2 protein-coding genes are annotated in these 22,800 nt (G+C 62.7%); both read left to right on the plus strand.

Features of this window, described 5'->3' with window-relative positions:
• The first annotated feature begins 35 nt into the window (after positions 1-35).
• Positions 36-11,009: an amino acid adenylation domain-containing protein gene (locus ACYZTU_RS09975; protein ID WP_461969799.1), complete on the plus strand. Its 10,974-nt coding sequence runs from the start codon at positions 36-38 to the stop codon at positions 11,007-11,009.
• Positions 11,009-22,774, plus strand: a complete 11,766-nt coding sequence (locus ACYZTU_RS09980) for a non-ribosomal peptide synthase/polyketide synthase (protein ID WP_461969801.1) — start codon at positions 11,009-11,011, stop codon at positions 22,772-22,774. The genes ACYZTU_RS09975 and ACYZTU_RS09980 overlap by 1 nt, the downstream gene beginning before the upstream one ends.
• Positions 22,775-22,800: the final 26 nt, after the last annotated feature.

The raw sequence follows: 22,800 nt of genomic DNA on the forward strand, positions 1-22,800 counted from the left end.
TTTGTGCTTCCCGCCACTGATCCGGATGCTAAGAAATGAATGCTGAAGACTCCTTGAAACTTGCTCGCCGGTTTATCGGGTTGCCCCTGGAAAAGCGCCAGATGTTCCTTGCGGCCTTGCACAAGGAGGGCGTTGATTTCGCCCGTTTTCCGATTCCTGCCGGCGTTGAAGCCGACGATCGCCAGGCGTTGTCGTACGCCCAGCAGCGCATGTGGTTTCTTTGGCAGCTGGACCCGCAAAGCGGCGCGTACAACCTGCCCGGCGCGGTGCGTCTGACCGGGCTGCTGAATCTGTCAGCGCTGGAGCAAGCCTTCGCTAGCCTCGTCGCGCGCCACGAAACCCTGCGCACGGTGTTCCAGCGTCAGGCCGACGGCAACCTGCTGCAAGTGCCGGCCAGCGCGCCGCTGGTGATCGATCAGGTGGATTTCAGCGCATTGCCGGCCAATGAGCGTGAGCAAGCAGTCGCCCGAGCGGCCGAGCAGCAATCTGTGCTGCCCTTCGATCTATCGGCCGGCCCGCTGCTGCGCGTCACCTTGCTCAAACTTGCCGAGCAGGAACACGTCCTCCTGCTGACCCTGCACCACATCGTTTCCGACGGCTGGTCGATGAACGTGTTGATCGACGAATTCATCCGCTGCTACGACGCCTTCGAGGCGGGCGCGCAACCACAACTCGCTCCATTGCCGATCCAGTACAGCGACTATGCCCTGTGGCAACGCCGCTGGCTGGAGGCTGGCGAACAGGCGCGCCAACTCGACTATTGGCAGGCGCAACTGGGCGCTGAGCATCCAGTGCTGGAGCTGCCCACCGATCATCCGCGTCCGGCGATGCCGAGCTATCGCGGCACCCGTTACGAATTCGCGGTCGACGGTCAACTGGCCGAGCAGCTGCGGGCCACGGCTCAGAAGCACAACATCACCCTGTTCATGCTGTTGCTCGGCGCTTTCAACGCGTTGCTGCATCGCTACACCGGGCAGATCGACATCCGCGTCGGCGTGCCGATTGCCAACCGCAACCGCGCCGAAATCGAAGGGCTGATCGGCTTCTTCGTCAACACCCAAGTGCTGCGCACCAAGCTCGACGGCCAAACCCGGGTCGACGATTTGCTGCGCGCCATCAAGGAAACCGCCCTCGGCGCCCAGGCTCATCAAGATTTGCCATTCGAGCGCCTGGTCGAAGCGCTGAAGCTGGAACGCAGCCTCAGCCACACGCCGCTGTTCCAGGTGATGTACAACCACCAGCCGCAGGTCGCGGACATTTCTACGGTCAGCACCGCGTCCGGTCTGGCGCTGGGCGTGATCGAGTGGGAAGGGCGCACAACTCAGTTCGATCTGACACTGGATACTTACGAGAAGCGCGGCAAGCTGCACGCCGCGCTGACCTATGCCAACGACCTGTTCGACGCCGCGACCATCGCGCGTATGGCGCAGCACTGGACGCATTTGCTGCGCGGCATGGTCTGCGATTCGCAACAGCGCATCAGCGATCTGCCGCTGCTTGAGACAGTCGAATATCAGCGCATCGTGCATGACTGGAATCGCGCTGACGAAAGTTTCCCGCAAGACATGTGCATTCATGAACTGATCGGCCAGCAAGTCGCGGCCAGCCCGGACGCGTTAGCGGTGACCTTTGCCAACAAACAGCTGAGCTACGGCGAACTCGACGGTCAGGCCAATCGCCTGGCCCACAAGCTGATCGAGCTGGGCGTGGGCCCGGAAGTCCGTGTTGGCGTGGCCATGCAGCGTTCCGAAAACTTGTTGGTAGCGTTGCTCGCCGTCCTAAAGGCCGGTGGCGTCTACGTGCCGCTGGACCCGGATTACCCCGCAGAACGCGTTACCTACATGCTTGAAGACAGCCGCGCCCTGGTGCTGCTGACTGAACAGGTTGTCGCCGCGACGTTGCCCGTCACGGCCGATACGCAAGTGCTGCTGATGGAAGAAATGGCGTGGGCTGATTATCCGGTCAACGCGCCGGTGACCCGCGTCACGCCGGATAACCTCGCCTACGTCATTTACACCTCCGGCTCCACCGGCAAACCCAAAGGCGTGGCCATCGCCCATCGCAACGTGCTGGCGCTGATCGACTGGTCGACATCGGTTTACAGCCGTGAGGATATTCAAGGGGTGTTGGCCTCGACGTCGGTCTGCTTCGACCTGTCGGTGTGGGAGCTGTTCGTCACGTTGGCCAACGGCGGCTCGGTGATCATCGCCCGCAATGCCCTGGAATTGCCGCAACTGCCGGCCCGGGATCAGGTGCGCCTGATCAACACCGTGCCGTCGGCGATCAATGCGTTGCAGCGCGACGGGCAGATCCCGCCGAGCGTGCGCATCATCAACCTTGCCGGCGAGCCGCTGAAGCAAAGCCTGGTGGACGCGCTGTATCAGCAGCCGACCGTCGAACATGTCTACGACTTGTACGGTCCGTCGGAAGACACCACTTACTCAACCTGGACCCGTCGCGAGGCCGGTGGCCGCGCAAACATCGGCCACCCGCTCAAGCACACCGCCAGCTACTTGCTGGACGCTGACCTGCAACCGGTACCTCAAGGCGTGTCCGCCGAGCTTTACCTGACCGGTGCCGGCATCACTCGCGGCTACCTGGCGCGACCGGGCATGACCGCCGAAAAATACGTGCCTAACCCGTTTTCCAGCAATGGCGAGCGCCTGTACCGCACCGGCGACCTGACCCGTTATCAGGCCGACGGCACGCTGCAATACGTCGGTCGCATCGACCATCAGGTCAAGGTTCGCGGTTTCCGAATCGAACTCGGCGAAATCGAAGCCCGGCTGTTGCAGCAGGACGCCGTGCGCGAGCTGGCGGTGCTGGCGCAGGACGGCGTCAACGGTCAGCAACTGGTCGCCTACATCGTGCCGACCGATCTGGCGTTGCTGGGCGATATCGACGCTCAAGCGACCCTGCGTGAAACCCTGAAAGCTGCACTGCGCCAACATTTGCCTGACTACATGGTCCCGGCGTTTCTGCTGTTCCTCGAACACTTGCCGCTGACCCCCAACGGCAAACTCGACCGCAAGGCCTTGCCGGCGATTGACGGCTCTGAGCAACAACGCGAACACGTCGCGCCACGCACTGCGATGGAAAAGTCCCTCGCGGCGATTTGGCAGGACGTGTTGGCCATCGACAACGTCGGTCTCGAAGACAACTTTTTCGAACTGGGCGGCGACTCCATCGTTTCCATGCAGGTGGTCAGCCGTGCGCGTCAGGCCGGGATCGTGTTGAGCCCCAAGGATCTGTTTCAGCACCAGACTCTTCGCAGCCTGGCCCAGGCCGCTCGCAGCGGCGAGCAGCCGTTGATCGATCAAGGTCCGGCCATTGGCGCGGTGGCGCTGGCGCCGGTGCAACAGTGGTTCTTCGAACAAGTCATTCCTGAGCGTCAGCACTGGAACCAGTCGCTGTTGCTGGTGCCGCGCGAGCCGTTGAACGTTGAGGCGCTGGATCGCGCTTTAGAGCAATTACTGACTCATCACGACAGTTTGCGCCTGCGTTACGCGCAGACCGCCGAAGGTTGGTTGCAAGCCTATGCTGCGTCGACCACTGAATCGGTGTTGTGGCAGCGTTCGGCCCGTTCGGTCCAAGAACTCAACGCCCTGTGCGACGAAGCCCAGCGCAGTCTCAATCTGCAAAATGGTCCGTTGCTGCGCGCGTTGCTGGTGGCGATGGCCGACGGCTCTCAGCGTTTGCTGCTGGTCATTCATCATCTGGCGGTGGACGGCGTTTCCTGGCGCGTGCTGCTGGAAGATCTTCAGCAGTTCTACAGCGGCAGCCCTGTTTCGCTGGCGAAAACCAGCACCTATCAACGCTGGGTCGCCCGTCTGCACGATCATCTTCCAGCCTTTGAAAACAGCCTCTGTCACTGGCAGGCCCAACTGCGCGACGCACCGAACGATCTGCCGTGCGACCGTCAAACTGGCGCGCTGGAAAACCGCTTCGAGCAGAAACTCGAACTCAAACTCGACGCCGAGCAAACCCGCAAACTGCTGCAACAGGCCCCGGCGGCGTATCGCACGCAGGTCAACGACCTGCTGCTGACCGCCCTGGCGCGAGCGGTGTGCCGCTGGAGCGGGCAGGGCAGCACGCTGATCCAGCTCGAAGGCCATGGTCGCGAAGACCTGTTCGATGACATCGACCTGACCCGCACCGTCGGCTGGTTCACCAGCCTGTTCCCGGTCAACCTGATGCCTTCCAGCGATCTCGGCGCCTCGATCAAATCCATCAAGGAACAACTGCGCGCCGTGCCGGACAAAGGTCTCGGCTATGGCGTATTGCGTTACCTCGGCACCCCGGCGATTCGCGCTGAACTGGCGGCGTTGCCGCAACCGCGTATTACCTTCAATTACCTGGGGCAGTTCGACCGTCAGTTCGACGACGGCGCGATGTTCGTGCCGTCCACCGAAGGCAACGGTGTGGCGCAGGACCCCTCGGCGCCATTGGGCAATTGGCTGACGGTCGAAGGCCAGGTTTACGGCGGCGAGTTGTCGCTGAGCTGGGGCTTCAGCCGTGAGATGTTCGACAGCGCAACCATCCAGCGTCTGGCGGACGATTACGCACTGGAACTCAACGCGCTGATCGAGCATTGCTGCACGCTTGAGGTAACCCAGGTCACACCGTCGGACTTCCCGCTAGCGCGTATCAATCAGGCGCAACTCGACACATTGCCGGTCGCCATCTCGACCCTCGAAGACCTTTATCCGTTGTCGCCGATGCAGCAGGGCATGCTGTTTCACACGTTGTACGAACCGGCAGTCGGCGCCTACATCAGTCAGTTGCGTTTGGACATTCAGGGCCTCGATCCGCAGCGATTCGCTCAGGCCTGGCAAGCCGCGCTGGAGCGTCATGACATTCTGCGCAGCAGCTTCCACTGGCAAGGCCTCGACACCGCGCATCAGGCGATTGTCCGCCACGTCGCGTTGCCGCTTGAAGTGCTTGAAGCGACCGACACCGATGCGCTGGCCGACGCCGAGCGTGCTCAAGGTTTTGAATTGGGCACCGCACCGCTGTTCCGCTTGAAACTCGTCCGCACGGGCGTCAATGACTGGCACCTGATCTACACCAGCCATCACATTTTGATGGACGGCTGGAGCAACGCGCAGTTGCTCGCCGAAGTGATCCAGCACTACGCCGCAGGGCAATCGCTGCCAGCGCCGACCGGACAATACCGCGATTATCTGGGCTGGTTGCAGCAGCAATCCGCCGTCGCTGGCGAGCAGTTCTGGAAAACCGCATTGGCGCCGCTTGAAGCACCAACGTTGCTGGCCGAAGCGTTGCGGCCGCCGGTCGGTGCCGAAGGTAGCGAGGAATATCGCGTCGCACTCGACAGCCGCGCGACCCAGCGTCTGGCCGAGTTTTCCCGCCAGCAGAAAGTCACCCTTAACACCCTGCTGCAAGCGGCCTGGAGCCTGTTGCTGCAACGCTACACCGGCCAGGATTGCGTGGTCTTCGGTGCCACGGTAGCCGGTCGATCCGCGCCGCTGCCGGGGATCGAAGAGCAACTCGGCTTGTTCATCAACACGCTGCCGCTGGTCTGTGCGATGAAGCCGGATCAAACCGTCAGCCAGTGGTTGGGCGAGCTGCAAGGGCTGAACCTGGCCATGCGCGAGTTTGAGCATGTGCCGCTTTACGACATTCAGGGCTGGGCGGGGCAGCAGGGTTCGGCGCTGTTCGACAGCCTGCTGGTGTTCGAAAACTTCCCGGTGGCCGAAGCGCTGAAGCAGGGCGCGCCGGCCGGGCTGTCGTTCGGCAATCTGCACAACCACGAGCGCACGCACTATCCGCTGACGTTGGGCATCGAACTGGGCGAAGGCCTGAGCCTGGACTTCAGTTACGACGCGGCGCGGTTCAGTGCGGCGCAGGTCGCTGAGTTGTCGGCTAATTTGCAGCACCTGCTCGCGCAATTGGTGGCGCTGCCGGACGCGGCACTGGGCACGCTGGAACTGCTCGATGTCGATGGCAAAAATGCGGTGCTCGCGATCAGTCAGCCGGTGACGGTTGAGTTATCCACAACTCTTTTGGTCCACGAACAACTCGCGGCTCAGGCTGCCGCCACTCCGCAAGCATTGGCATTGCAGGTCGATGGTCAGACCTTGCGCTACGGCCAGTTGAACGCTCAGGCCAACCGTCTGGCCCATCGCCTGATCGACAACGGCGTCGGTCCAGGCTCGCGTGTCGGTCTGGCGCTGCACCGCGGCCCGCAACTGATCGTCAGCCTGCTGGCGGTGCTCAAAGCCGGCGCGGCCTATGTGCCTTTGGACCCGAAATACCCGACGGAACGCCTGGCGTACATGATCGACGACAGCCGTCTCGACGTGCTGCTGTGCGAGTCCGGTTTGCTGGAAGATGTGCCAGGCGTGCGACGTCTCAGTTTTGAAGACAACACCGACTACCCCGACAGCAATCCGCAAAATCATGCGGTCGCCGAAGATCTGGCCTACATCATCTACACCTCCGGTTCCACCGGCCAACCCAAAGGCGTGGCCATCGCCCATGCCGCGCTGCGCGAGTTCTGCCAGACCGCCGCCGACTATTCAGTACTGTCGGCGTCCGACCGCGTGTTGCAGTTCGCGACCTTCAGTTTCGATGGCTTCGTCGAACAGTGCTTCCCGGCGCTGTGCGTCGGCGCTGCGTTGATCATGCGCGGCGATGACGTGTGGGATGCCGGCCGACTCGCCGCCGAAATCGTCCAGCAGGGCGTAACCGTGGCGGACTTGCCGGCCGCTTACTGGTACTTGCTGGCCCGGGAATGTGCGAGCGGTGTGGTGCGCAACCTGGGTGATTTGCGCCAGGTTCACGTTGGCGGCGAAGCCATGTCGGTCGAAGGTCTGCGCTTGTGGCATCAAGCAGGTTTGAGCCACGTGCGTTTGCTCAACACTTACGGCCCGACTGAGGCGACGGTAGTGTCCAGCGTTCATCAATGCCGACTGATCGATGCCAGCGATGCGTTTGGCATCCCGATTGGTCGAGCCATCGCGGGTCGGGCGCTGTACGTGCTGGACGCGGCCGGTCAATTGTTGCCAAACGGTGGCGTCGGCGAATTGTGCATCGGTGCTCCGGCCAGCCTGGCGCAAAGCTACTTTGATCGCCCGGCACTGACCGCCGAACGTTTCCTGCCAGACCCGTTTGCCCGTGAGCCGGGTGCGCGTTTGTACCGCAGCGGTGATTTGGCGCGTTACAACGCTGAAGGGAATCTGGAATACGTCGGCCGCATCGATCATCAAGTGAAGATTCGCGGATTCCGCATCGAAATGGGCGAGATCGAAGCCTGCCTGCAAGCGCGGGAGGAGGTGCGCGAAGCGGCCGTCATCGCTCAGGACGGTACGCAACTGGTGGCGTATATCGTGGCCAGCGATGCGGTGCTTTCTCAGACTGAATATCTGGAAGGACTCAAGGCCGTTCTGCGTCAGTCGCTACCGGAATACATGGTGCCGAATCACCTGATCCTGCTGCCGAAACTGCCGCTCAACAACAACGGAAAACTGGATCGCAGAGCCTTGCCACGTGCTGAGGCCAGCGACGCCCAACGTGACTTCGTGGCACCGCCCGAAGGGCTGGAAACGCAACTGGCGCTGATCTGGCAGGAGGTGTTGCAGGTCGAGCGCGTGGGTCGCGACGACAACTTCTTCGAACTGGGCGGGCACTCGTTGCTGGTGCTTCAAGTGATCTCCCGTGTGCGTCAGCAACTGCAGCGCGAACTGTCCGTGAGCAGCCTGTTCTCCGCCGCCAATCTGGCGCAATTTACCGAGCGTGCCGCACTGTCGAACTTCAGCGGCCAACCGGTGCTGCAACGTGCAACGGCCGATCAGCCGCAGATCCTGTCGTACGCCCAACAGCGCCAATGGATTCTCTGGCAGCTGGACCCACAGAGTCCGGCCTACAACATTCCCGCCGCACTGCGCCTCAAGGGATCGCTGAACCGCGAAGCCTTGCGCGAAGCCTTTGCGCAATTGCAGGCCCGTCACCAAACCCTGCGCACGACCTTCGAACAGGATGGTCAACAGGCGCGTCCGGTACTGCACGACAATCTGGCGCTGCAACTGGATGAACGCACACTCGATCAATCGTCAGTCGACACTGCCGTGGCCGAAGAAATCGCCCGGCCGTTCGACCTGCGCACCGGTCCGCTGTGGCGCGTGTTGCTGCTGCAAGTGAATGCTGACGAACACGTGCTGGTGCTGACCGTGCACCACATCGCCGCCGATGGCTGGTCGATGCAGGTCATGGTCGATGAATTCAGCGCGCTGTATCAGGCCGCCGTCGAAGGGCATCCGGCGAACCTGTCCAACCTGCCGGTGAACTACAGCGACTACGCCCGTTGGCAGCGCGACTGGCTGGAGGCCGGGGAGGGCGCACGCCAACTGACGTGGTGGAGCGAGCAACTGGCGGGGAGCCAGGCACCGCTTGAGTTGCCAAGTGAACTGCCCCGTCCGGCCCGTCGCACCGAGCGTGGTGCCAGCCTGGCGCTGAACGTTGATCGCGAGTTGCTGGCCGGTTTGCGTCAACGCGCCCAGGAACAACAGGTGACGTTGTTCATGCTGTTGCTGGCGAGTTTCCAGACTTTGCTGCATCGCCAGAGCGGGCAGTCGAGCATCAGCGTCGGCGTGCCCAGCGCCGGTCGTTCGCGTATCGAAACCGAAGGCCTGATCGGCTTCTTCATCAACACTCAAGTGCTGCGTGCCGAGATCGACGGGCAGCAGACTTTCAGCACCTTGCTGCAACAGGTTAAACAGGTAGCACTTGGCGCGCAGGTCAATCAGGACGTGCCGTTCGAGCAGATGGTCGACGCCTTACAGCCTGATCGTAGCCCCAATTACAGCCCATTGTTCCAGGTGCTCTACAACCATCAACAGCAGTTGGGCGCGAGCGTCGAGCGCAGCGTCGCTGACTTGCAGGTCGAGCGTCTGCACTGGCAGCAACACACCACGCAATTCGATCTGGTGCTCGACACTCAAGAGCAGGGCGAAGCGCTGGACGCCAGCCTGACCTACGCCACGGATGTGTACGACGAGGCGTCGATGAAGCGCCTCGCCGAACAGTGGCTGAACCTGCTGCGGGCGGTGGTCGCGGATCCGCATCAACGGGTGGCGCAACTGCCAATAATTGACCGGTTGCAACGGGATGCTTTGGTGCAGCACTGGAACCCAGCGTTCGAGGCGCAACCGCAATCGCCGACCTTGCATCAGTTGTTCGAAGTTCAAGCCGCACAACGGCCGAACGCAAACGCCCTGGTCTACGAAGGCGAGCAATTAACCTACGCCGCGCTCAACGCTCAGGCCAATCGACTGGCGCGCAAACTGCGCGAGCAGGGCGTCGGGCCAGAGGTGCGGGTCGGCATTGCCACCGAGCGGGCGATGCCGCTGGTGGTTGGCTTGCTGGCGATTCTCAAGGCGGGCGGTGCCTACGTGCCGCTGGACCCGCACTACCCGGCCGAGCGCTTGAGCTACATGATCGAAGACAGCGGCATCACGCTGCTGCTGACCCAGCAACACCTGATCGACGGTTTGCCGTCCCGTGACGGCGTGCAGGTGTTGAGCCTGGAGTCGTTGCAACTGGGCGACTACAGCGCCGACAACTTGCCAGCGCTGGCGTCCGCGGAAAACCTCGCCTACGTCATCTACACCTCCGGTTCCACCGGCCGGCCAAAAGGCGCATTGCTCAGCCACGGCAACGTCGGGCGCCTGCTCACGGCCACCGCTGACGAGTTCAACTTCGGCCCGAACGATGTCTGGACGCTGTTCCATTCCTACGCCTTCGATTTCTCGGTGTGGGAGCTGTTCGGCTCGCTGTGCACTGGCGGGCGTCTGGTGATCGTGCCGTATGACATCAGCCGCGAGCCGCAAGCGTTTCACCGCTTGCTCTGTGATGAGGGCGTGACGGTGTTGAACCAGACGCCGACTGCTTTCCGGCAACTGTTGCCGATTGCCTGCGCCAGCGAACGAAACCTGGCGCTGCGTCAGGTGATATTCGGCGGCGAAGCGTTGGAAGTTGCAAGCCTGCGTCCTTGGTTTGAACGCTTCGGCGACCGTCAGCCAACCTTGGTCAACATGTATGGCATCACCGAAACCACGGTGCACGTGACCTACCGCGCCATCCGCCTAGCCGACCTCGATGGCAAGGCCCAAAGCCCGATTGGCCTGCCGATCCGCGACCTGCGCTGGTACCTGCTCGACAGCCAGTTGCAACCAGTACCGGTGGGTGTGGCGGGTGAGTTGTATATCGCCGGCGCCGGTCTGGCGCGCGGTTATCACGGACGTTACGGCCTGACCGCCGAGCGCTTTGTGCCGAGCCCGTTCGAGGCCTCGCAGCGCCTCTATCGCAGCGGTGACCTGGTGCGTCAGCGTGCCGACGGCAGCATCGATTACCTCGGACGGATCGACCAGCAAGTGAAGATTCGCGGTTTCCGCATTGAGCTGGGCGAAATCGAAGCCGCGTTGCTGGCGCAGCCGGGCGTGCGCCAAGCGGTATTGAGCGTGCATGCAGGCGAAAGCGGACCGCAGCTGTGCGCCTACGTGGTGGCGGAACAAACCCCGCACGACCCGATCGCCTGGCGCGACAATCTGCGCGCCGCGCTCAAGGTTGATCTGCCGGATTACATGGTGCCGAGCCACTGGTTGCTGCTCGATGCCTTGCCGCTGACCGGTAATGGCAAGCTCGACCGCAAGGCCTTGCCGGTGCCCGATGCCGAGGACTGGCAACGACCGTTCGAAGCCCCCAAAGGCGAGCTTGAACAGCAACTGGCCGCGATCTGGGCCAGCGTGCTGGGCGTGGCGCAGATCGGTCGGCACGACAACTTCTTTGAACTGGGCGGGCATTCGCTGCTCGCCGCCCAGGCCAGTGCCCGTGTGGAACTGGAGCTGGGCATCGAGCTGCCGCTGCGCGCGCTGTTTGAATCCACCGACCTTCAGGCTTATGCCGCCATGGCCGGGCAACACGCCCCGGCTGACAACGATGCACGTCTTGATGCGCTTGAGTCGCTTCTCGACGAGATGGAGATCAACTGATGGAACACACCACTGCCCAGCGTATCGCCACTCGCTTCGCCGGCCTGCCTGCTGACAAGCGCCGCGAGTTTCTGCAGCGCATGCAAGAGCAGGGCGTGAGCTTCGGGCAACTGCCGATTCCGCCGGCTGCCGAGCCGCAAACGACCTTCGAACTGTCGTACGCGCAGCAGCGCCAATGGTTCCTCTGGCAGCTCGATCCGCAGAGCTCGGCGTACAACATTCCGGCCGCATTGCGTTTGCACGGGCCGCTGAATGTCGCGGCGTTGCAGCAGAGTTTCGACGTGCTGCTGGAACGTCATCAGAGCCTGCGCAGCCGTTTCGTAGAGGATGACGGTCAGGTGGTGCAGACACTGGCTGAGTTCACGTCGCTGCCGATCGCACAGATCGACCTGCGCGCCGAACCTCAGGAACAGCGCCTCGATCTGGCGATGAAAAGCGTCGAGCAGGACATTGCCCGGCCGTTCGATCTTCAGCACGGTCCGCTGTTGCGGGTCAGCTTGTTGCAACTGGAACGCGACGACCATGTGCTGTTGCTGACACTGCACCACATCGTTACCGATGGCTGGTCGATGGGCGTGTTGGTGGAAGAATTTTCCCGGCTCTACGCCGCGCATTGCCAAGGTCAGAACGCAGCGCTGGAAGCGTTGCCGATCCAGTATTCCGATTACGCGATGTGGCAACGCCGCTGGATGGAAGCGGGCGAGCTGGAACGTCAACTCAACTGGTGGCGTGAAACGCTGGGCAGCGAACAACCGCTGCTGGAATTGCCCACCGACCGTCCACGCCCGGCGCAGCCGAGTCAGCGCGGTGCGCGTCTGGATTTCGCCCTCGACGCGACCCTGGCCAGCAGCCTGATGAGCCTGGCCAAACAGCGCGGCGTCACGCCGTTCATGCTGTTGCTGGCGAGCTTCCAGGCGTTGCTCTATCGCTACAGCGGCCAGTCCGATTTGCGCGTTGGCGTGCCGATTGCCAACCGTAATCGTGCGGAAACCCGGGGTCTGATCGGCTTCTTCGTCAACACCCAGGTGATGCGTGCCGAACTCGATGGACGTCTGTCGTTCAGCCAGTTGCTCGACCAGACCCGTGCCGCTTCGCTGGATGCCCAGGCCTATCAAGACTTGCCGTTTGAGCGTCTGGTGCAGGCGCTGCAAGGAGAACGCAGCCTGAGCCACAGCCCGCTGTTCCAGGTGATGTTCAACCACCAGCAAGCCAAACCGGCGGCGGTCAGCGGCTTGCTCGCCGGCCTGCGCGTCGAAGCACTGAACGCGACGGCGCACACCACGCAATTTGACCTGCAACTGGACACTCAGGAAGAGGGCGACAAGCTGTTCGCCAGCCTGACGTATGCCACCGATTTGTTCGACGCCGAGCGCATCGAACACCTGGCTCGTCACTGGCGCAATCTGTTGGCCGGCGTGCTGGCGAATCCGCAATGCCCGCTCGCCGAGTTGCCACTGCTGGATGCCAACGAGCGTCTGCGCATTCTTGATGACCTCAACGACACCGCTCAGGACTTTCCGGGTGAAGTCTGCGTGCAACGGCATTTCGAAGCGCGCGTGGCTGAAGACGGTGAAGCGACGGCGCTGGTGTCCCAGGGTCAGCGCCTGAGTTACGCCGAGCTGAACCGGCGCGCCAACCGCTTGGCCCACCACTTGCGCGCCCAAGGTGTTGGCCCGGAAGTGCTGGTGGGGATTGCCTGCGACCGCTCGTTCGAAATGGTCGTCGGCCTGCTGGCGATCCTCAAGGCCGGTGGCGCCTATGTGCCGCTGGACCCGGAATACCCGCTCGCTCGCCTGAGCTACATGATCGAAGACAGCGGCATTTCGCTGTTGCTGACCCAGGAACATCTGCTGGCGCAATTGCCGACGCCGGACAACGTGCGCACCTTATGCCTGCACGCCGAAGGCGATTGGCTGAGCGATTTGCCGGGTACTGATTTACCCAACCTGGCAATCGCTGAAAACCTCGCCTATGTGATTTACACCTCCGGTTCCACCGGTAAACCCAAAGGCGCCGGCAACCGCCATGTGGCGCTGCATAACCGTCTGGAGTGGATGCAGGAAGCCTACAACCTGTTGCCGAGCGACCGCGTGCTGCAAAAAACGCCGTTCAGTTTCGACGTGTCGGTGTGGGAGTTTTTCTGGCCGCTGATGAAGGGCGCCACTTTGGTCATCGCCGCTCCGGGCGAGCATCGTGATCCGCAACGTCTCGCCGCGTTGATCATCGAGCAGGCGATCACCACGCTGCACTTTGTGCCGTCGATGCTCTCGGCGTTTATCGGTGCCGACGAGGCGCTGGCCTGCACCTCGCTGCAACGGATCATTTGCAGCGGCGAAACGCTGCCGGTGGAACTGCAACGCCAGACCCTGCGCAGCCTGCCGCAAGCCAATCTCTACAACCTGTATGGCCCGACCGAAGCGGCCATCGACGTGACCCATTGGACCTGCGTGGAAGAAGGCCGCGACAGCGTGCCGATCGGCCGCCCGATCGCCAACCTGCGCACCTGCATCCTCGACAGCGAACTGCAACCGTTGCCACTCGGCGCGGTGGGCGAGTTGTACCTCGGCGGCGTCGGCCTGGCGCGTGGTTATCACCGTCGTAGCGCGCTGACTGCCGAGCGTTTCGTGGTCGATCCGTTTGGCAGCGGCGAGCGCCTGTACCGCACCGGTGACTTGGCGCGTTATCGAGCCGACGGCGCCATCGACTACTGCGGGCGTATCGACCATCAAGTAAAAATTCGCGGTTTGCGCATCGAACTGGGCGAAATCGAAGCGCGTCTGCAAGAGCATGCCGACGTTCAGGAAGCCGTGGTGTTGGCCCTCGACGGACCGAGCGGCAAACAATTGGTCGCGTACATCGTGCCGCAGGATCGCGCCTTGGTCAGCGTCGATGCAGAGCAACAAGGCGCGTGGCGCGAAACCCTGAAAAGTCATTTGCTCGCCAGCCTGCCGGATTACATGGTGCCGGCGCAGACCGTGCTGATCGAACAAATGCCGCTGAGTCCGAACGGCAAACTCGACCGCAAACGCCTGCCCGCGCCGACCGCACAGGTCAGCCAACGCGCGTTCGAAGCGCCACGCAGCGAACATGAACAGGTGCTGGCGCAGATCTGGCAGGACGTGTTGGGCGTGGAGCAGGTCGGGCGTCAAGACAACTTCTTCGAACTGGGCGGCGACTCGATCATTTCGATTCAGGTGGTCAGCCGTGCCCGTCGAGCCGGCCTGAGCCTGCAACCGCGCGATCTGTTCCAGCAGCAAACCTTGCAAGCGCTGGCCGCTGTGGTCAAAGAGCAAACGGCACCGCTGGCGCAACAAGGGCCGGTGGACGGGCTGCAAAAACTCACGCCGATTCAGCGCTGGTTTTTCGACGAACCGATCCCGCAGCGCGCTCATTGGAACCAGGCGGTGCTGCTGGTGCCGCGCGAAACCCTCGAATTACCGCGCCTGCAAGCGGCTCTGCAACGCCTGCTCAAACAACACGATGCGCTGCGTTTGCGCTTCAGTCAGGTCGACGGTCAATGGTCGGCGCGTTACGTCGGGGCCGACAGCTGCGATGTCATCGACATGCTCTGGACCGCTCGCGTGGCCAGCGATGCATCGCTGGAAGCGGTGTGCGACGAAGCGCAACGCAGCCTCAGTCTGCAAGACGGTCCGCTGTTGCGCGTGGCGTTGATCGCCCAGGCCGATGGCTCGCAGCGGTTGCTGTTGGTCATCCACCATTTGGCGGTGGACGGTGTGTCCTGGCGGGTATTGCTGGAAGATCTGCAGGCGGCTTACCAAGGGCAAGACCTGCCGCCGAAGACCAGCGCCTTCCAGGCCTGGGCCGACAAACTTGACACTTATGCACGCTCCGATGCCGCTGCCAGCGAGCTGGACTGGTGGCAGGCGCAACTGAGCGTCGCGAATGATTCGTTGCCAGCGGCAAATACCGGGGCCAGTCAGGCCGGGCATCTGCGCCAGGGCGTCAGCATCGGTCTGGACCGCGAGCAGACCCGCCAGTTGCTGCAACAGGCGCCAGCGATCTACCGCACGCAGGTCAACGACCTGCTGCTGACCGCGCTGGCCCGCACCCTCAGCCGCTGGACCGGCCACGCATCGGCGCTGATTCAGCTCGAAGGCCATGGCCGCGAAGAGCTGTTCGACGACATCGATTTGACCCGCACCGTCGGCTGGTTCTCCAGCCTGTTCCCGGTGCGCCTGACGCCGACCGCCGACCTTGCGGGTTCGATCAAGGCGATCAAGCAGCAATTGCGCGAGATTCCGGTCAAAGGCATGGGCTACGGCCTGTTGCGGTACATGGGCGATGCCTCGACCCAAGCAGCGCTGGCCGAGTTGCCTCAAGCGCGCGTGACGTTCAACTACCTTGGGCAGTTCGACCAGAGCTTCGCCGAGGACGCACTGTTCACCCCGGCTCGCGAATCCAGCGGTGCCGCGCAATCGGCGGACGCACCGTTGCCGAACTGGCTGTCGGTGGACGGCCAGGTGTATGGCGGTGAACTGAAACTCGACTGGACCTTCAGCCGCGAATGCTTTGACCTGCGCGAGATCGAAGCGCTGGCCGCGGACTTCCGTGGCGAAATGCTGGCGCTGATCGCCCATTGCCTGAGCGATGGCGCGGGCGGCGTGACCCCGGCGGACTTTCCGTTGGCGCGCTTGACCCAGGCGCAGCTCGACGGCCTGCCGGTGCCGCCGGCGCAGATCGAAGATGTGTATCCGTTGTCGCCGATGCAGGCCGGTTTGTTGTTCCACAGCTTGTACGAATCCGATTCCGGCGCGTACGTGAACCAGCTCAGCGTCGAAGCCTGCGGGCTTGATGCCGAACGGCTGGGTCGCGCCTGGCAAGCGGTGCTCGACACCCATCCAATCCTGCGCAGCAGCTTCCACTTCCCCGACGGCTTCGAAGCGCCGGTGCAACTGGTGCATCGTCATCTGCAATTGCCGCTGACCTGCCTCGACTGGCGCGGCCGCAGCGATCAAGCCGACGCGCTGGCGCAGTTGATCGACAGTGAGCGCCTGCAACTCGATTCGACCCAGGCGCCGTTGATGCGTTTGACCCTGGTGCGTCTGGACAATGAGCGTCAGCAACTGATCTACACCCACCATCACCTGTTGCTCGATGGCTGGAGTAACTCGCTGCTGTTGAGCGAAGTCTTGCAGCGTTATGCCGGGCAAGAAGTGCAGGCACCGACCGGGCGTTTCGCCGATTACATTGGTTGGCTGCAACATCAGGATGCCCACGCCGACGAGGTCTTCTGGCGTGAGCAACTGGCGACCCTCGACAACCCGACCCTGTTGGCGCAGAGCCTGGCGCATGTCGATTTGAAACAGCAGGCGACGGCAGCGTTCGCCGACCATCGCCAGACCTTCGATGTTGCCACGAGCAAGCGCTTCAGTGAGTTTGCCCGTCAGCAAAAAGTCACGCTCAACACCTTGGTCCAAGGTGCCTGGGCACTCTTGCTGCAACGCTACAGCGGTCAACGCAGCGTGGCGTTCGGCGCGACCGTGGCGGGGCGTCCAGTGGACTTACCGGGCGCCGAAAGCCAGCTTGGCCTGTTCATCAATACCTTGCCGGTGATCAGCACGCCGGACGCGGTCGAAAGCGTCGGCCAGTGGCTGATCCGCTTGCAGGCGCAAAACCTGGAATTGCGTGAGCATGAATTCACCGCCCTCGGTGATATTCAGCGTTGGGCCGGACGAGCCGGTGAACCGCTGTTCGACAGCCTGCTGGTGTTCGAAAACTTCCCGGTGGCCGAAGCGCTGCAACAGGGTGCTCCAGCCGGTTTGAGTTTCTCGATCCCGCAGAACCACGAACGCACCAACTTCCCGCTGACATTGGCGGCCACCGCCGAAAGCCAGTTGAGCCTGAACTGGAGCTACCAGTGCAGCCACTTCAGCGCCGAGGCGATTGCCCGCATGAGCGAGCATTTGGCCGCGTTGCTGGCGGCGATGGTTGCCGCGCCACACGCTGCATTGAGTGAACTGGACCTGCTGACCGCGCCGGAACGCGCACAACAGTTGGTGGAGTGGAACCCAGCGTTCACCGTGACGGAAAACCCGCTCTGCGTGCATCAGTTGATCGAGGCCCAGGCCTTTGCCCGCCCGGACGCCACGGCGCTGATCTTCAACGACCAGGAATTCAGCTTCGACCAACTCAACCGCCGCGCCAACCAATTGGCCCACCGCCTGCGTGCACTGGGCATCGGTCCGGAAGTGCGGGTCGGCCTGGCGATGCAACGCTCGCCGGAGATGATCATTGGCCTGCTGGCGATCCTCAAGGCGGGCGGCGCTTACGTGCCGCTAGACCCGGCGTACCCGGCCGAACGCCTGCGCTATCTGATGGAAGACAGCGGTATTTCGCTGCTGATCAGCCAATCGTGGCTGCGAGAAAAACTGCCCTTGCCGCAAGGCTTGTCGGTGCTGGAAATCGACCGCGAACCGCTGGCGTTCGTGGCTGACACCAACCCGGTCAACCTGACCTGCGGCGAAAACCTCGCGTACCTGATTTACACCTCAGGCTCCACCGGGCGGCCAAAAGGCGTCAGCGTGGCCCACGGTCCGCTGGCCATGCATTGCCTGTCGATCGGCGAGTTGTACGGCATGACCCCGGATGATCGCGAGCTGCAATTCGCCTCGATCAGCTTCGACGGCGCCCATGAACGCTGGCTGACACCGCTGGTGTTCGGTTCAGCGGTGATGCCGCGCGATGACGAGTTGTGGAGCGTGGAGCGCACCTGCGCCGAGATCGAAAAGCACGGCATCACCATCGCCTGCTTCACCCCGAGTTACCTGCTGCAGATGGCCGATTTCATGGGCGAAGCGGGGCGTGATCTGCCGATCCGTTCCTACACTCCGTGCGGGGAAGGGATGGCCAAGCATGCGTTCGACGAGGTGCAGCAAGTGCTGCAACCGAAGCGCCTGATCAACGGCTATGGCCCGACCGAAACGGTGATCACGCCGCTGATCTGGCTGGCGTATCCCGATACTGAATTCGACTCGGCGTTCATGCCGATTGGTCGGCCAGTCGGCAACCGCAGCGCCTACATTCTGGATGGCGGCTTGCAGCCGTTGCCGGTTGGCGTGGCGGGCGAGTTGTACCTGGGTGGTGAGGGCGTTGCTCGTGGTTACCATCAGCGTCCTGACCTGACGGCTGAACGCTTCGTGCCGGATCCATTTGTGCCGGGCGCGCGTTTGTATCGCAGTGGCGACCTCGCGCGGTTCCGTGCCGACGGTGTCGTTGAATACCTCGGCCGTATCGACCAGCAAGTGAAGATTCGCGGGTTCCGTATCGAGCTTGGTGAAATCGAAGCCTGCCTGCTTGAACACGAAGGTGTGCGTGAAGCCTTCGTGATCGATCGCGAAGGCCCAGTGAGCCGCCAGTTGGTCGGTTATGTGGTGCCGCGCGATCCGCTCGCTGATGAGCAGGACCTGGGTGAAGCGCTGACGTTGCACCTGCGCAGCCGTCTGCCGGCGCACATGCTGCCGGCGTACTTGATGTGCCTGGCCGCGTTGCCGCTGACGCCGAACGGCAAGCTCGACCGTCAGGGCTTGCCGGCGCCTGAAGCGTCGCGTCAGAACCACGATCAGGTGGCCGCCGCGTCGCCGGCCGAAGCGTTGCTGGTGGAGATCTGGCAAGCGCTGTTGGGGCTGGATTCGGTAGGCGTCACCGAGAACTTCTTCGAACTGGGCGGTGACTCGATCATCTCCCTGCAAGCGGTGAGTCGTGCCGGGCAACGGGGGCTGGTGTTCAGTCCGAAGCAACTGTTCGAGCAGCAGACCATTCGTGCTCTGGCCGCAGTCGCCAGCAGCCGTGAAACGGCGTTGATCGAAGCGCCGAAAGTCGAGGCGTTCGCGCTGGTGCCGCACATCGACATCGCTGGCCGCGAGGGTCTGCAAGATCTGTATCCGCTGTCACCGATGCAGCAAGGCATGCTGTTCCATTGCCTCGATTCGCCGGAGCTGAACCCCTACGTCAACCAGTTGAGCGTGGCGGTGGACGGCTTGCAGGTGACGCGTTTTCGCGCGGCCTGGCAGACGCTGGTCGAACGTCATGAAGTGCTGCGCGCGGCGTTCCGCTGGCGCGATGGTCTGGCCGATCCACTGCAAGCGGTGTTCGCCGACGTCAAGTTGCCGATCGAAGAACTCGACTGGCGCGACCGCACCGACACCGAACAAGCGTTGAGCGAATTGGCGGCTGCGGAACAAGCCAAGGGCTTCGACCTGAGCTGCCCGCCGTTGATGCGCTTCATTCTGGTTCGTCTGGACGATGACCGTTACCAGATGATCTGGATTTACCATCACCTGCTGCTGGACGGCTGGAGTGCCTCGCGGCTGTTGGGCGACATGCTGCGCCTGTACCACAACGACAACCTGCCGACCCTGACCGGTCGATACGCTGACTACATTGCCTGGCTGCAACGTCAGGACGGCGCGCAGGCAGAAGGTTTCTGGCGTGAGCGACTGGCGTTGCTCGAAGCCCCGACCATTTTGGCCAAGGCATCGGGTGCCGCAGGTTCCGGTCACGGCGTGATGTACAGCAACCTCGACGCCGAGGCGACGCGCAAACTGCACAGTTTCGCCAAGCGTCAGCGCGTGACCCTCAACACGCTGGTGCAAGGCGCCTGGCTCTTGCTGCTGCAACGCCACAGCGGCCAGCGCAGCGTCGCGTTCGGTGCCACGGTGGCGGGGCGCCCGACTGGTTTGGCCGGCGCGCAGGACATGCTCGGCCTGTTCATCAACACCTTGCCGGTGATCCAGACCCTCGATCCGCAACAGCCATTGGGCGAGTGGTTGCGTACCTTGCAGGATTACAACCTGATGGTTCGCGACTACGAGCACACGCCGTTGTCGGACATTCAGCGCTGGGCCGGGCAGGGTGGCCAGGGCCTGTTCGACAGCATCATCGTGTTCGAAAACCATCCGGTGGACCGGGCCCTGAAAGGGGGCGAGGAAGGTGAGCTGCGCTTTGCCGAAGTCGGCAGCGGTGGCGTGACCAACTTCCCGATGGACTTGATGGTCAGTGCCAACGAGGAAGGCCTGGAGGTCGAATACCTGTTCCTGCGTGATCGCTTCAGTGAACTGGAAGTACAGCGGATTCGTGCGCAGCTCGAGGGATTGCTGCGTGCGTTGCCTGAGGATGCTGCTTGTCAGCTCGGCAACATTGGCTTACCTGAAGCGCGTTTGAGTTTGCCGCAGGTGTCCGACGACAACGCCGATTTGCTGCACGCCTTCAATCAGCATGTGCACACGCAGCCGCAGAAAATTGCTTTGATCTGTGAAGATCGGGACGTCAGTTATGCCGAGCTTGAGGCGCAGGCCAATGGGTTGGCGCAGCAATTGATTGATCGTGGTATTGGCCCGGAAAGTCTGGTGGCTGTGGCGCTGCCGCGTTCCGAGCGCACCATCGTCGCGTTCCTCGCGGTGCTCAAGGCCGGGGCTGCTTATCTGCCGCTGGACCTGGCCTACCCGGCCGAACGACTGGCCTACATGCTCAGCGATTCGGCGGCCAGCCTGTTGCTTTGCGACAGCGATCTGGGTGAACGTTTGACGCTGGCTGATAACCCGCCACGTCTGTTGTTCGATCAGCTGACCGTTGCTGGCAACACCCAGTGCCCGGTTTCCAATCCGCTGCCGGGACACCTGGCGTACCTGATTTACACCTCCGGTTCCACCGGCCAGCCGAAGGGCGTGGCGGTGGCGCGCGGACCGATTGCCCGGCATTGCCGAGGCATCATCGAGCTCTACGAATTGGCACCGCGCAGCCGTGAGTTGCACTTCATGTCGTTCGCTTTTGACGGCGCTCAGGAGCGTTGGCTGAGTGTGCTGTTGGCCGGTGGCAGTCTGGTGATCCGCGATGACAGTGTGTGGACGCCGGAGCAAACCCTGGAAGTGCTGCATCGTCACGGCGTCACCGTGGCCTGCTTCCCTCCGGCGTACCTGCAACAGATGGCCGAGGTGGCCGAACGCCTAGGCAATCCACCAGCGGTCGAGGTGTATTGCTTTGGCGGTGATGCGGTGCCGGAGGCCAGTTTTGAACAGGTCAAACGGGCTCTGCGTCCGCAGCGTCTGGTCAACGGTTATGGCCCGACCGAAACCGTGGTCACGCCGCTGTTGTGGCGTGCCGAGGTCAGCGAAACCTGCGACGCGGCCTATGCGCCTATTGGTCGTGGTGTGGCCGGACGTGGGCTCTATGTACTCGACGCCGACCTCAATCCATTGCCGGTCGGTGTCAGCGGCGAGTTGTACCTGGGTGGCGAATGCCTGGCGCGGGGTTATCACCAGCGTCCGGGTATGAGCGCCGAGCGCTTCATCCCGGACCCGTTCGAGGCCGGGGGCCGCATGTACCGCACCGGCGATCTGGTGCGCCAACGCGAATGCGGGTTGATCGACTATTTAGGGCGTCTTGACCAGCAAGTGAAGATCCGTGGTTTCCGCATCGAACTGGGCGAAATCGAAGCCCGTCTGCGCGACTGCGCCGGGGTGCAGGATGCCGCCGTGGTGGTGCACGAAACGCCGACCGGCAAGCAATTGGTCGGTTACGTGGTGGCTGCCGGCGCTGTAGGCCTTGATCGCCGCTTGAAGGCTGAACTGCAAGCGCAACTGCCGGACTACATGGTGCCGGCGCGAATCATGGTGCTGGAACGCTTCCCGCTGTCGGCCAACGGCAAGCTCGACCGTCGCGCATTGCCTACGCCTGAATGGGCGCTCGGCGGTTATCGCGCACCGCGCAATGCGCTGGAAACGGCATTGACGGCGATCTGGCAAGAGGTGCTCGGCGTGCCGCAAGTGGGCATCGACGACAACTTCTTTGAACTCGGTGGCGACTCGTTGCAGGTGCTCAAAGTTATCTCGCGGGTGCGCAGTCAGCCGCAACTGGGCTTCGAATTGAAGCTGCGGGATTTGATGCAAAAGCCGTGCATTGCCGAACTCAGTGGCTATCAGGCTGCTGAGCCGGTTGCAGCGGCACCGGACCCACTGCTGGCGCTGAATGCGCGGATCCCCAACGTGCCGGCGCTGTTCTGCCTGCACGCCGGTTTCGGCACGGTGTTCGACTACGAACCGCTGGCTCGCCGACTGGAAGGACGGCGCACGGTGTACGGCCTGCAATGCCGCATGCTGCTCGACCCGCACTGGCAGGACGAATCGCTGCTGGCCATGGCTCAGGCCTACGCGCAACGGATTCGCAGTCAGCAGGACAAGGGGCCGTATTATTTGCTGGGCTGGTCCTTGGGCGGCGCGTTGACGCAACTGGTCGCTCACGAACTGGAAACCCAGGGTGAGACGGTGGCGTTTGCCGGGCTGGTCGACAGTTACGTGGCCGGCACTGCAGAAACGGGGGACTGGCACGAGGACTTGGCAGACTTCCTGACATTTGTGCTGGGCCTGCCGGGTGATGAGGCTCAAGCGCTGATTGCGCTGAAAGCCGCTGATTTGAATGAACGCGAGGGTTCCACGGCGGTGATCGAGGCGGCCATGCACGGCTCCAATGAACAATCTGCGTTGGGCGCGGGGGAACTCACACAGATCTTCGCCACCGGTTCACGGCTCAAGCAATTGGCCCTGGCGCATCGGCAACTGCCGGCGATTCAGGTCACGGCACATCGCTGGTGGGTGGCCGAGCGCGACGACGAACGTCGAGTGTTCGAGGCTCAGGTTGGTAGCCACGGCGTTGATCGCTTGTTGGTGGGTGGGCACTACGAGTTGCTGCGCGGTGACGAGTTGCTCGACGCGCTTGAAGACTTGCTGGAACGCCGATTGGCGATCATTTGAAAACAGCCGGATGTTTCACCGCGCCC

Source organism: Pseudomonas sp. HLT2-19-2 (assembly GCF_054898005.1).

What these genes read in the sequence shown, in the direction of transcription:
- ACYZTU_RS09975 (WP_461969799.1), top strand. Translation starts at nt 36, where the DNA reads ATGAATGCTGAAGACTCCTTGAAACTTGCTCGCCGGTTTATCGGGTTG.
- ACYZTU_RS09980 (WP_461969801.1), top strand. Translation starts at nt 11,009, where the DNA reads ATGGAACACACCACTGCCCAGCGTATCGCCACTCGCTTCGCCGGCCTG.